The organism is Streptomyces sp. NPDC091412 (assembly GCF_044756885.1).
In the GTDB taxonomy this organism is placed as follows: Bacteria; Actinomycetota; Actinomycetes; order Streptomycetales; family Streptomycetaceae; genus Streptomyces.
Genome location: NZ_JBIVTV010000001.1, coordinates 838,703 through 851,560, shown reverse-complemented (window position 1 = coordinate 851,560; position 12,858 = coordinate 838,703). Strand labels below are relative to the sequence as shown.

The window sequence follows — 12,858 nt, the reverse complement described above, 5'->3', positions numbered from 1 at the left end:
CCCGGGCCACCGTCCGGGAAACCGGCAGCCCCCGCCGACGGGGGAAGATCGGCGGGGGCTGCCCTGGTACCGCGATGGCTCAACCGGAGGTCAGTGCACCGAGTGCTCCTCCAGGGGGAACGTCCCGCCCACCACATCCTCCGCGAAGGCCTTGGCCGCGTTGCCCATGACCTCGCGCAGGTCGGCGTACTTCTTGACGAACTTCGGCACGCGCCCGCCGGTCAGCCCGAGCATGTCGGTCCACACCAGCACCTGCGCGTCCGTCTCGGGGCCGGCGCCGATGCCGACCGTCGGGATGTGCAGCACCCGGGTCACCTCGGCGGCCAGTTCGGCCGGCACCAGCTCCAGGACCACCGCGAACGCGCCCGCGTCCTGAACGGCCTTCGCGTCCCGCAGCAGTTGCTGCGCCGCCTCCTCGCCGCGGCCCTGGACGCGGTAACCCATGGCGTTGACGGACTGCGGGGTCAGGCCGATGTGGGCCATGACCGGGATGCCGGACTCCACCAGGAGCCGGATCTGTTCGTGGGAACGCTCGCCGCCCTCCAGCTTCACCGCGCCGACGCCCGCCTCCTTCACCAGCCGGGTCGCCGAGCGCAGCGCCTGCACCGGGCCCTCCTGGTAGGAGCCGAAGGGGAGGTCGCCGACGATCAGGGCGCGGCGGGTGCCGCGGACGACCGCTGCCGACAGCATGGTCATCTCGTCGAGCGTGACGGGCACGGTCGTCTCGTAGCCGAGATGGCAGTTGCCCGCGGAGTCGCCGACCAGCATCACCGGGATGCCGGCCTCGTCGAAGACGGACGCGGTCATCGCGTCGTAGGCGGTGAGCATGGGCCACTTCTCGCCGCGTTCCTTGGCGAGGGAGATGTCGCGAACAGTGATGCGGCGGGTGCCCTTACCCCCGTACAGCGCCTTGCTGCCGTCGGAGGGCTTGTTGTGGGCAGCCGAAAGCTGCGTCATGACAACGGCTCCTTCAGTCATCTCGGGGCACCCTTACGGCGTCCCCGGATCCCTCTCATGGTGGCACCTCGTGCCGGACGCGGCCAGAGGAGCCCCGTGTGCGCAACGTCTCGGCACAGAGGGCGTAAGATCTGGGTAAAGGATTCCGATACGAGACGGTCTCGTATCGGAAGTGCCCTACGCTCGGCGCCATGACTAATCCTGCCGACCGTGCCGCCCACGGCCCCCGGGTTCCGGAAGCGGTGCACCGCCGCCGTTGGGCGATTCTCGGCGTGTTGATGCTGAGCCTGCTGATAGTGGTGCTCGACAACTCGATCCTGAACGTCGCGATCAAGACCATCTCGACCCCCGCCCCGACCGGCCTGGGCGCCACGCAGAGCGAGCTGGAGTGGGCGATCAACGCCTACACCCTCGTCTTCGCGGGCCTGTTGTTCACCTCGGGCCTGGTCGGCGACCGCATCGGACGCAAGAAGGTCCTGATCGGCGGCCTCGTCGTGTTCGGCGCCGGTTCCGCGCTGGCCGCCGAGTCCGGCTCGCCGGGCCAACTCATCGCCTTCCGCGCCGTGATGGCTCTCGGCGCCGCCTTCGTCATGCCGGCCACCCTGGCCGTCCTGATGAACGTGTTCGAGCGCGAGGAGCAGCCCAAGGCCATCGGCATCTGGGCGGGCGGCGTCGGCCTGGCCATCGCGATCGGCCCGATCACCGGCGGTCTGCTCCTGGACCACTTCTGGTGGGGCTCGGTCTTCCTGGTCAACGTTCCCATCGTCATCCTCGCGGTCGCGCTGATGCTGTGGCTGGTGCCCGACTCCCGCGACCCGCGGCCCGGCCGACTCGACCCGATCGGCGTGGTGCTGTCCGTCGTCGGTCTGGTCCTGCTCGTCTACGGCATCATCCGGGGCGGCGAGCTCGCCGACTTCACCAACGCGACCGTGCTGTCGACGATCGTGGCGGGCCTGCTCGTCCTCGCGGCCTTCGTGGTCTACGAAAAGCGCAGCGACCACCCGTCCCTGGACGTCACGTACTTCAAGAACAAGGTCTTCTCGGCCGCCATGACCGCCATCGCGCTGGTCTTCTTCGCGCTGATGGGCGTGACGTTCTTCGGCGTCTTCTACACCCAGAGCGTGCGCGGCTACTCGCCGCTGGAGTCCGGTGTGCTGATGCTGCCGCTCGCCGTCGCGCAGCTGATCTTCGCGCCGCGGGCCCGGCTGGTCGTCGACCGCTTCGGCAACAAGGCCACCACCACGGGCGGACTGATCCTGCTCGCCGCCATGCTGGCCGCCTTCGCCGGCTTCGAGGCCGACACGCCGATCTGGCTGCTGGAGGTCGTCTTCTTCCTCATGGGCACCGGCATGGCGCACATCATGACGCCGACCAGCGTCGTCATCATGCAGGCGCTGCCCCGCGAGAAGGCCGGCTCGGCCTCCGCGCTCAGCAACACCTTCCGCCAGGTCGGCGGCGCCCTCGGCATCGCCGTCCTCGGCTCGGTGCTCTCGACGGCGTACCGCAACGACATCGAGGGCAAGCTCGGCCTGCTGCCGGCCGGACTGCGGGACAAGGCCGGCGAGTCCATCGAGGCCACCCTCGGCGTCGCCGCCAAGCTCGGCCCGCAGGGCAAGGCCCTGATCGGCCCGGCCAACGACGCCTTCCTGCACGCCATGCACGTCACCGCGCTGTGCGGCACCGTGGTCGCGCTCGTCGGCGCGGTCGTGGTGGCCGTGTTCCTGCCGGGCAAGGAGGCCCTGCCGCAGAAGGGCGAGGAGGAAGAGGAACTGGTGGCGGCGGTGGAGTAGCCGCGGCACGGGGGCCACGCGGCGACGGGGGACTGCCGGCCGGAGGAGGCCGTCGGTGGGGTGAACCCACCGGCGACCGCCCGATAGGACAATCTCCCTGTACGACGAAAGGACGGCCTACGTGAGCCCTGCCGACAGCCACGCCGCTGCCGACGCCCCCGTGCGGGGGCGCCCCCGCAGCGAAGCGGTGGAACGCGCCATCGTGGAGGGCGTGATGAAGCTGCTGGAGGACGGCGTGCCGCTGGCCGAACTCTCCATAGAACGCATCGCCCGCACCGCGGGCGTCGGCAAGGCCACCATCTACCGGCGCTGGAGCGGCAAGGAGGAGCTGTTCGTCGACGTCGTACGCGCCGCCGAGCCCCCCGACCCCGATCTGCCGGGCACCTCCATGCGCGACGACCTCGTGGCCATCCTCGAACAGCTGCGCCGCCGCGGCCTGGTGAGCCGCAGCTCGCTCATCCTGCACAACGTCTACGCCCAGATGAAGAGCAGCCCGAAGATCTGGTGCGCTTACCACGCGACCGTGGTCGAGCCGCGGCGCAGACTCCAGGTGGAGGTCCTGCGCCGCGGGCAGCGCGACGGCGAACTGCGCCGGGACATCGACGTCGACCTGCTCGGCGACCTCTTCGTGGGCCCCATGCTGGTGCGCACCGTGATGCGCCCCGACGCCGGCCTGCCCGAGGGTCTGTCGGAGCAGATAGTGGACGCGGTGCTCGAAGGGCTACGGCCTGTCAGTTCTCCGCGCTGATGTGCGCGTTTCGTCACAGACAGGGCTGTGGGCGGCGCAACCGGAACTCCGCGCGCCGACTTCTTCGTCATCCTGCCCGTACGGCCGTCGAGGACGGCGGGAACGGTGCCGATCATCCCCTAGGGTCGTAGAACACGGGGGTGAACGGTGTGCACGGCAGGCAGTGAGGCGACGGTATGGCGCGACAGGCGTACGTGACGGAGACGGCGGGCGGCTCGGGGCCCGAGCGCCCAGGAGACCGGCTCCGGCGCCTGGCGCACGGCTTCTCCGACGGCCGGCGCGGCGACGCGCGGTTGTGGCGCCGGGGCCTCCTCATCGCCGCGCTCGCGGTCGTCCTCGCCCTGGTGATGCTGACGCACGCGCAGATCCCCAACCGGATCGGCAACCTCGGCAGTCTCACCGAGACCTTCCTGCCGTGGGCGGGCCTGTTCGTACCGGTGCTGCTGGTACTGGCCCTGGTGCGCAGGTCGCCGATCGCGCTGATCGCCGTGCTGCTGCCCGGGATCGTCTGGCTCAACCAGTTCGGCGGCCTGCTCACCGACAAGACGGGCACCGGTGGCGAACTGACGGTCGCCACGCACAACGTCAACGCCGACAACCCCGACCCGTCCGGCACCGCCCGCGATCTGGCCGCCTCCGGCGCCCAGGTGCTCGCCCTGGAGGAGCTGAAGACGTCCGCGCTCCCGGTCTACGAGCGGACGCTCGCGCCGGCGTACCGGTACCACACGGTGCAGGGCACGGTCGGGCTGTGGAGCAAGTACCCGATCAGCGGCGTCCGCTCCGTCGACATCAAGCTGGGCTGGACACGCGCCCTGCGCGCCACCGTGGGGACGCCCGAGGGGCCCGTCGCGGTGTACGTGGCCCACATGCCCTCGGTGCGGGTGAAGCTGAACGCCGGCTTCACCGCCGCGCAGCGCGACGAGAGCGCGGACGCGCTGGGCGAGGCGATCGCCGGTGAGCAACTGCCCCGGGTGGTCCTGCTCGGCGATCTGAACGGCACCATGAACGACCGCTCGCTCAACGCCGTCACCTCCCAGATGCGCTCCACCCAGGGCGCCGCGGGCAGCGGCTTCGGGTTCAGCTGGCCGGCGTCGTTCCCGATGGCGCGGATCGACCAGATCATGGTCAGGGGAGTGGAGCCGGTGAGCTCCTGGACCCTGCCGCGTACGGGCAGCGACCATCTGCCGGTGGCCGCGAGTGTGAACGTCACCACATCGGCAACCGGGTCTTAACCTGCTGGAATACTGGGCCTGAGACGCTTTGTTCCGTCTCTGAACATAAGCGGATCTCCGCGGTACGGGAACTCCTGCCCCGCCCGCTTCGAAGCTCTGAAAGGCCCTCCATGCCCCTGGCTGTGCTCGCCCTCGCCGTGGGCGCCTTCGGCATCGGTACCACCGAGTTCGTCATCATGGGGCTGCTCCCCGACGTCGCCGACGACCTGCACGTCTCGATCCCCGCCGCCGGGCACCTGGTCTCGGCGTACGCGCTGGGCGTCGTCATCGGCGCCCCGCTGCTGGCCGCCGTCACCTCGCGGCTGCCCCGCCGGCACGTCCTGATCGGCCTCATGGCCCTGTTCGTCGTCGGCAACGCGCTGTCCGCCCTCGCCCCCGGCTACGACTGGCTGCTGGCCGCCCGCTTCCTCAGCGGACTGCCGCACGGCGCCTTCTTCGGGGTGGGCGCCGTCGTCGCGGCGACCATGGTGCCGCCGGAGCGCAGGGCACGCTCGGTGTCCCTGATGATGCTCGGCCTGACCCTGGCGAACGTCGTCGGTGTCCCGGCCGCCACGCTCATGGGCCAGCGCCTCGGCTGGCGGGTGACCTTCCTCGCGGTCAGCGTGATCGGGGTCGCCGCGATAGCGTCCCTCGTCCTGCTGGTCCCGCGCGACCGCGGCCACGCCCCCGCGGCCGGACTGCGCCGCGAACTGGCCGCCCTGCGCTCCCTCCCGGTCTGGCTGGCCCTGCTGACGACCGTGGCGGGCTTCGGCGCGCTGTTCTCGGCGTACAGCTACATCACGCCGATGCTCACCGGCTCCGCCGGGTACGCCGAGGCCGGAGTGACGCTGCTGCTGGCCCTGTTCGGGGTGGGCGCGACCGTCGGCAACCTGCTGGGCGGGCGCCTGGCCGACCACTCGACGCGGGGCACGCTGTTCGGAGGTCTCACCGCGCTGGCGGTCGTGCTGGCGCTGTTCCCGCTGCTGATGCGGACCGAGTGGAGCGCGGCCCTCGCGGTGGCCCTGCTGGGCACGGCGGCGTTCGTCACCGGTTCGCCGCTCCAGCTCATGGTCATGGAGAAGGCGTCCACGGCCCCGTCCCTGGCCTCCGCGGCCAACCAGGCCGCGTTCAACCTGGCGAACGCGGGCGGCGCCTGGATCGGCGGGCTGGCGCTCGCCGCGGGCCTCGGCGTGACCTCGCCGGCGCTCGCGGGGGCCGTCCTCGCGGTGCTGGGCCTCACGGTGGCCGGCCTGGCGTACCGGGTGGACCTGCGGCGGGCGGGTGCCGCGACCGCCGGTGCCGTGCGGGCGGGGCGGGAGCGCGTGGTTGCCTCGCACATGCCGTCCACAGCCCGTACGGGGGTCCCTTCCCGCGCGACGAGCACGGGGGAACTCCGGGACGAAGCCGTCCGGGCCGAGGGCGGTGCGGGTGGTCCGGGGGCCTAGCCCCGGGGGACCCGCACGCCCCCGTACCCCCCTGTACAGGACCCGGCGCCTACGCCGACTCCCGCCAGCCGTTCGTGATCGGCAGGCGCCGGTCCTTCCCGAAGCCCTTCGCGGAGATCTTCGTGCCCGGCGGGTACTGGCGCCGCTTGTACTCGGCCGTGTCGACCATGCGGAGCGTCTTCGTGACCAGCTCGCGGTCGTATCCGGCCGCGACGATCAGGTCGGCGCCCTTGTCCTGGTCGACGTAGAGCTCCAGGATCGCGTCCAGCACCGGGTAGTCCGGGAGCGAGTCGGTGTCGACCTGGCCGGGGCGCAGCTCCGCGCTCGGCGGCTTGGTGAGGGAGTTCTCCGGGATCGGCGGGACCTCGCCCCGCTCGGCCGCGGCCCGGTTGCGCCACTCGGCCAGTCGGAAGACCGACGTCTTGTACACGTCCTTGATCGGGCCGTACGCGCCCACCGAGTCGCCGTACAGCGTCGAGTAGCCCACCGCCAGCTCCGACTTGTTGCCGGGCGCGAGGACGATGTGGCCCTCCTGGTTGGAGACCGCCATGAGCAGCGTGCCGCGCAGCCGGGACTGGAGGTTCTCCTCGGCCAGGCCCGTCAGGCCCAGGGAGCCCATGTACGCGTCGAACATCGGGGCGATCGGGACGGTGCGGAAGCTGAGGCCGGTGCGCCGTGCCAGCTCCGCGGCGTCGTCCTTGGAGTGCTCCGAGGAGTACTTGGACGGCATGGAGACGCCGTACACGTTCTCCGCGCCCACCGCGTCGCAGGCGATCGCCGCGACCAGCGCGGAGTCGATGCCGCCGGACAGGCCGATCAGCACGGAGCGGAAGCCGTTCTTGCGCACGTACGCGCGCAGGCCCACGACCAGTGCCGCGTAGACCTCCTCGTCGTCGTCCATGCGCGCGGCGTACCCGCCGGCCGGCTCCGGCTCGTAGGCCGGCAGCGGCTCCTCGGACAGCACCGTCCGGTCGATGCGCAGACCGTCGTCGACCACGCCCGTGGGCGCCTTCGCCGAGGCCGCCGGCAGATCCAGGTCCAGCACCATGAGGTCCTCGGCGAACTGCGGCGCCCGCGCGACCACCTCGCCGTCCGGGGCGACCACGATCGAGTCGCCGTCGAAGACCAGCTCGTCCTGCCCGCCGGTCATGGCGAGGTAGGCGAGGGTGCAGCCGGCCTCCTGGGCCCGCTTGCGGACCAGGTCGAGGCGGGCGTCGTCCTTCAGACGCTCGTACGGCGAGGCGTTGATCGAGACCAGCAGCCCGGCGCCCGCGCTGCGCGCGGCCGGCACCCTTCCGCCGTCCTGCCACAGGTCCTCGCAGATGGCGAGCGCGACGTCGACGCCGTGCACCCGCAGGACCGGCATGGTGTCGCCGGGGACGAAGTAGCGGAACTCGTCGAAGACGCCGTAGTTCGGCAGGTGGTGCTTGGCGAAGCTCAGCACCACCTCGCCGCGGTGCAGCACCGCCGCCGCGTTCTGCGGAGCGCCGGCCGGCATGCCGTACTTCGGCTGGGCGGTCTCACCGCGGTCGAGGTAGCCGACGAGCACCGGCAACTCCCCGAGGCCCTCCGCGGCGAGCCGGGCGGCGAGGGCGCGCAGCGCGGCGCGCGACGCCTTCACGAAGGACGACCTGAGGGCCAGGTCCTCGACGGGGTACCCGGTCAACGCCATCTCCGGGAACACCGCGAGATGCGCTCCGCGCTCGGCGGACTCCCGGGCCCGGCGGACGATCGCCTCGGAGTTTCCGGCGAGGTCTCCGACGCGCGAGTCGATCTGGTTCAGGGCGAGACGTAGTTGAGGCACGCGCCCAGTGTAATCGTCAAAGCGACGCGATAGCCGGGCGCGGAGGTGTGGGCCACCCCACGCCTCCCGCGCCCACGCGGGGCCGGGGATCGCCGCGGCGGACCGGCGCCGGGGAGCGAGCGGCGTGGCGGCCCGGCGCCGGACCGCCACGCCGCTCCCGCGTTCCCGCCGGCACCCCCGGCCTCGCCACGCCGCAGGCGGACCACCCGCGCGGGCCCGCCGTGAGTCCGTCAGACGTGTCCGGCGTGCTCACCGCTCTCGTGTACGCCACCCACTGCGCCCAGGCGCCCGCAGGAACCGGTCAAGCTGTGACGTATTGCCGCCACTGTCCAGTCGCCCGCGACGGGCCGCCCTGCGGCGCCTTGAGCCGTCCGCCTTCTGTGGCTCGTCCGCCGGTCGGCCGTGGGCCCTGGCCGGCAGAGGTTCGCGCGTGGGTGTGACCGTGCCGCCCCGTGCGCTCGCGCCGGTTGTCCGGGTGCCCGTTCTCGCCGCCCTGCGGCGGTCGCGGACGCTGCCGTCCGGCCTGCCGGGCACCGTGCTCGCCGCCGACGACCCGCGCCGGGGCGCGCCCCGGCGGGAGCGGGCGCTCACCGTGGTCCTGGGCGGCGCGTTCCGGTCGAGCGCACCCGCCGGCCACCTGCTCGTGCTCGACCGTCCCGGGGACGTCGCCGCAGTGCCGCACGCGCGCGTGCGCCCGCTCCTCCCGGAGGAGAGGCGGGCGCACGGCCGCTGACCTGGTGTCAGCGGCGGTAGGACTCCACGTAACCGTTCGCGGGGGAGCCGACGCCGGTGACGGTGTCGTAGCCCTTGACCGCCTTGAGCGAGCTGTCCTTGCCGAGGCTGCGGACGGAGACGCTCAGGCCGTCCGCGGCGTCGACGCCGTTGACGTAGTCGACCCGCGCGACCGCGAGGTCCTTGCCGGTCGGCTGGTCCACCACGTCGTGGTACACCTTCGAGCCGTACTTGGCGTAGATCGCCGGGTTGGCGAAGCCGATCGCCTTGCCGCCGCGGGCCTCCTGGGCGAGCGCCTGGACGGCCGCGATGACCGGCGCGGCCAGCGAGGTGCCGCCGATGCGGTACTCGCTGTACTGCTCCTTGCCGTTCGGGAAGGTCTGCGTCTGGCCCACCAGGAAGCCGGTGTTCGGGTCGGCGATCGCCGCGATGTCCGGGACGACGCGGTTGCCGGCCTTGTTGTTGGCCGTGGCCAGCGCCTTCGGCACCACGTTCTTCTGGTACGACGGCTGAGCCACGGTCCGGCTGGTGCCGCCGCCCGCGCCCGAGGTGAACGCGCCGGGGAAGCCCGCCCAGCTCTTGCCGTCCTTGGACAGCGAGGCCTTCTGGGTGCCCCAGCCGGTCTCCCACAGGTACTTGTGGCCCTTGCCGACGGCCAGCGAGGTACCGCCGACGGCGGTCACCCACGCCGAGTTGGCCGGGGTGTCGACCTGCTTCGTACCGGTGTTGGCGACCTCGTCGCCGTCGTCGCCGGAGGAGAAGTAGAAGCCGATGCCCTCGACCGCGCCGAACTGGAAGACCTGGTCGTAGGCCGCCGCGACGTCCGGCGTCTCGTTGGCCTCGATGTCGCCCCAGGAGTTGGAGACGATGTCGGCCAGGTGGTTGTCGACGATCTTGCTCAGCGAGTCGAGCAGATCGTCGTCGTAGCAGGACGCGGCGCCCACGTAGACGACGTTCGCGTCCGGCGCGACCGCGTGCACGGCCTCGACGTCGAGGGTCTCCTCGCCGTACCAGCCGGCCGCCCCGCACTCCTCCGTGTCCGTGTAGCCGGCCGGGAGCACCTGGCGCAACTGGCCGGTCTTCCAGGGCTTGTCGCCGTTCTTCTTCGCGTAGCCGGCCGCGTCGAAGGCGATGGTCGGCGAGGCGTACGCGTCGGTGATGGCGATGCGGACGCCCTTGCCGGTGTACTTGCCGGCGCCGTAGGCGGACCGCAGTTCCTTGCCGGTGTAGCCCTTGACGGCGTACGGGACCTTCTGGCCGTACGCGGAGGGCAGCGTGCTCGCCACGTTCGAGCCGTAGTACGTGGAGAACGGCCCGGCGTTCTTGAACACGTCGTCCGGCGGCGGCAGCTGGTCCTTGTGCTTCGCCTTGTGCGGCGCGTTGTCCAGGCCGGTGACGGTCAGGACGGCGCCGTTCAGGGAGGCCGGCACCGAGGCCGTCCGCGCCGGGGCGCGGTAGGTCTTCGACCCCTTGGCGAAGTTGTGCAGCTGGGTGCCGAACGCCTTCTCGGCGGCGGCGACGTCACCGGAGACGGCGACGTAGTGCGCCGTCACGGAGGTGACCTTCAGCCCCGACGACGCCAGCCACGACTTCACGGCGGCCACCTGGGCCTTCGTCGCGCCGAAGCGCGCCTGTGTCTCCTGGGCGCTCAGGTACTTGCCGTACGAGGCCGAGGACGGGTCGGACACCGCCGCGGCGTACTGGGCGAGGCCGGCGGCGTCCTGTCCGGCCAGGTAGACCCGGGCGTGGACCTGGGCGCTGTCCGAGGTGGCGCCCTTGTCCGCCGTGGCCGTCGCCCAGACGGGCCTGGTGCCCGCGAGCGCGCTGCGGCCCGGGTTGTCCGCGGCGTGCGCGGGTATGCCGAGCGCCAGTGCGCCGGCGAGCAGCGGCAGAGTCGCCGCCATGCTCAGTCCGGCGCGCGCTGTGGCACGGTTGGATCTCATAGAACCCCCTGCGATGCGTTCGCATGTGACGCAATGAGTGGTCGGTCCTCGCGCGATCCGCGCAGAGCCCGCGGCGGTAAGGATCTTTCGTTTGGATCACACGATCGGGGCCACTCTTCCCGATGAACCGTTCATGTCAGGGGAATGTGAAGGCCAAGAGAAACCCAAGGAACCGCCAGGAGCGGCGAATTGCGGCTTTCGTCCCCGGCCGCCGGGGAGTCGGGGGGAAGGGGTGTCCGGGGCGCGAAGGGGGGCGTCCGGGTTACGAAAGGGGCATCCGAGTCATGAAAGGGGCCTCCGGGTCATGAACGGGGCGCCGCGTCACGCTCCTTGAGCATGTCGGCCATCAACCGCATCTCCGACCGCTGCGATTCGACCATGCCTCGCGCGAGCCTCTTCTCCACACCCACCGTGCAGCGGGCGACACAGCCCCCGGCCATGTGGACGCCGCCCTCGTGATGGTCCGTCATCAGCTGGAGGTAGAACACCTCGGCCTGCCTGCCGCCGAGTTCGCCGAGCCTGCGCATCTCGGAGTTGGTCGCCATGCCGGGCATCAGCGCGCCGTCCTGGCCGGCGGGCATGCCGCCCATGCCCATCCACGTCATCGGCGGGTCCGCCGACACCTTCGGCAGCTCCCACAGGTCGAGCCAGCCCAGCAGCATGCCCCGCTGGTTGGCCTGCGTCTGCGCGATGTCGTAGGCGAGGCGGCGCACTTCGGTGTCCGTCGTACGGTCGCGCACGATGAACGACATCTCGACGGCCTGCTGGTGGTGGACCGCCATGTCCCGGGCGAAGCCGGCGTCCGCGGAGCCGGCGGCGGGCGCCTCCACGGTGTGGCGCGCCCCGCCGCTGTCCTCGGCGACCGCGTACGTGATCGCCCCCGTCGCGACCAGCGCGGCCGCCGCGGCTCCGGCGATCAGCCCGATGTGCCTCAACGGTCCAGCCCGCCCGTGCAGGTGGCACCCGGCTCGGGCGTCTGCGGCCCCTGGACGAACTCGGCGAGGAACTTGTCCACTTGCGGGTCCTTCGCGCTCGTCACCATGCGCTGGTGCGCCCAGGCGGACAGCATGAGGGGGTCCTTCTGGTCCTCGACCGGGCTCATCAGCGTGTACGGCGTCTTCCTCACCTTCGCCGCGAGCGCGGCCACGTCCGCCGTGGACGCCTTGCTGTTGTACGTCACCCAGACGGCGCCGTGCTCCAGCGCGTGGACGGCGCTTTCGTTCTTCACCGGTTCGGTGTACACGTCGCCGTTGCAGTTCTGCCAGACCGGGTTGTGGTCGCCGCCGACCGGGGGCTCCATCGGATAGGTCACCGGGGCGGTGGTGTGGTTGCGCTCCAGCGTGCCCTTCCAGGTCCGTACGCCGTCCGCGCGGGTGACGAAGTGCCCGCCGTCACCGCCCTTCCCCTCGCTCGCCGCGGCCGGCGCGGCGTCCGAGGACCCCGAGTTCAGGAGCACCACGCCGCCGGTGACCAGCCCGGTCACGACGACCACGCTCGCGGCCACCGTGAGCAGCCGCGTGCGCCGCTCCCGGGCGCGCTGCGCCCGGCGCATCTCCTCGGTGCGGGCCTTGTGCTGTCCGGTGCCGGTCGGGTGCGCGGAGTCCATGGCGGAGTCCTTCGTGGGGGAAGGGGCGGGTGTGACGTGCGGGCGGCCGTGCGTGCCCGAGGGGCCCGCTGATCGTAGTGGGACCGGAGCGCCCTCCGGGAGACCGCCGATAAGTTGAACGGCGGATGCGCATTATCTACCCTGTCCGCATGCGGCTGCTGCGTTCCACCGACATGGCGCTGCGCGTCCTGATGCGGCTCGCGGTCGCCGGCGAGTCGAGCCCCACGACCCGGGAGGTCGCGGGCGACATGGGCGTGCCCTACACGCATACCGCGAAGGTCGTCGCCGAGCTCCAGCACCGCGGTCTGCTCGCGGCCCGCCGCGGCCGCGGCGGCGGACTGACGCTCACCGAAGCGGGCCGCGACGCCTCGGTCGGCGCCCTCGTACGTGCCCTGGAGGGCGAGGGCGACGTGGCCGACTGCGAGGGCAGCATCCCCTGCCCGCTCAGCTCCGACTGCCGCCTGCGCGGCGCCCTGCGGCGCGCCCAGGAGGCCTTCTACGCCGCGCTCGACCCCTTCACGGTCGCCGACATGGTCGCGGCGCCGACGGGACCGCTGCTGCTGGGGCTGCCCGCCATGCGGCCGCCCACCTGAGCGCGGGGCACGCACGGCCGGCCCCGGGG

The 12,858-nt window shown here is 72.0% G+C and carries 11 protein-coding genes; 6 read left to right on the top strand and 5 right to left on the bottom strand.

What is annotated here, in order from left to right; translation table 11 throughout:
- Positions 1-90: 90 nt before the first annotated feature.
- Entirely contained in the window at positions 91-957 is an 867-nt protein-coding gene (gene panB, locus ACIQMV_RS03805) for a 3-methyl-2-oxobutanoate hydroxymethyltransferase (RefSeq protein WP_141361460.1), read from the bottom strand.
- A gap of 191 nt (positions 958-1,148) precedes the next feature.
- Between panB and ACIQMV_RS03800 the strand changes: the two genes are divergently transcribed.
- The 4 genes from ACIQMV_RS03800 to ACIQMV_RS03785 all read left to right on the top strand — a co-directional run bounded on the left by ACIQMV_RS03800 (position 1,149) and on the right by ACIQMV_RS03785 (position 6,151).
- Positions 1,149-2,747: an MFS transporter gene (locus tag ACIQMV_RS03800; RefSeq protein WP_401771467.1), complete on the top strand. Its 1,599-nt coding sequence runs from the start codon at positions 1,149-1,151 to the stop codon at positions 2,745-2,747.
- 121 nt (positions 2,748-2,868) lie between these two features.
- On the top strand, positions 2,869-3,495 hold the full coding sequence (locus ACIQMV_RS03795) for a TetR/AcrR family transcriptional regulator (protein WP_402590861.1): 627 nt from the start codon (positions 2,869-2,871) through the stop codon (positions 3,493-3,495).
- Positions 3,496-3,671: 176 nt separating this feature from the next.
- Positions 3,672-4,727: an endonuclease/exonuclease/phosphatase family protein gene (locus tag ACIQMV_RS03790; protein WP_402590859.1), complete on the top strand. Its 1,056-nt coding sequence runs from the start codon at positions 3,672-3,674 to the stop codon at positions 4,725-4,727.
- 110 nt (positions 4,728-4,837) lie between these two features.
- Complete coding sequence (locus ACIQMV_RS03785) at positions 4,838-6,151, top strand: MFS transporter (protein WP_141361466.1); 1,314 nt, start codon at positions 4,838-4,840, stop codon at positions 6,149-6,151.
- Positions 6,152-6,200: 49 nt separating this feature from the next.
- Here the strand turns inward: ACIQMV_RS03785 and ACIQMV_RS03780 are convergent, their stop codons facing one another.
- Positions 6,201-7,955, bottom strand: a complete 1,755-nt coding sequence (locus ACIQMV_RS03780; RefSeq protein ID WP_402590857.1) for an NAD+ synthase — start codon at positions 7,953-7,955, stop codon at positions 6,201-6,203.
- Between the two features lie 430 nt (positions 7,956-8,385).
- Here ACIQMV_RS03780 and ACIQMV_RS03775 point away from each other — a divergent pair, with 430 nt between their 5' ends.
- Positions 8,386-8,688 (top strand): hypothetical protein, encoded by a 303-nt coding sequence (locus ACIQMV_RS03775; RefSeq protein ID WP_402590855.1) that lies wholly within the window; start codon positions 8,386-8,388, stop codon positions 8,686-8,688.
- Positions 8,689-8,695: 7 nt separating this feature from the next.
- Here ACIQMV_RS03775 and ACIQMV_RS03770 read toward each other — a convergent pair whose 3' ends face one another.
- The 3 genes from ACIQMV_RS03770 to ACIQMV_RS03760 all read right to left on the bottom strand — a co-directional run bounded on the left by ACIQMV_RS03770 (position 8,696) and on the right by ACIQMV_RS03760 (position 12,236).
- Complete coding sequence (locus ACIQMV_RS03770) at positions 8,696-10,630, bottom strand: protease pro-enzyme activation domain-containing protein (RefSeq protein WP_402590853.1); 1,935 nt, start codon at positions 10,628-10,630, stop codon at positions 8,696-8,698.
- Positions 10,631-10,932: 302 nt separating this feature from the next.
- Entirely contained in the window at positions 10,933-11,565 is a 633-nt protein-coding gene (locus ACIQMV_RS03765; RefSeq protein WP_402590851.1) for a DUF305 domain-containing protein, read from the bottom strand.
- Entirely contained in the window at positions 11,562-12,236 is a 675-nt protein-coding gene (locus ACIQMV_RS03760; protein ID WP_402590849.1) for a DUF3105 domain-containing protein, read from the bottom strand. Before ACIQMV_RS03760 ends, ACIQMV_RS03765 begins: the two co-directional genes overlap by 4 nt.
- Positions 12,237-12,385: 149 nt before the next feature.
- Between ACIQMV_RS03760 and ACIQMV_RS03755 the strand changes: the two genes are divergently transcribed.
- Positions 12,386-12,829: an Rrf2 family transcriptional regulator gene (locus ACIQMV_RS03755; protein WP_141361476.1), complete on the top strand. Its 444-nt coding sequence runs from the start codon at positions 12,386-12,388 to the stop codon at positions 12,827-12,829.
- The last annotated feature ends 29 nt before the right edge of the window (positions 12,830-12,858 follow it).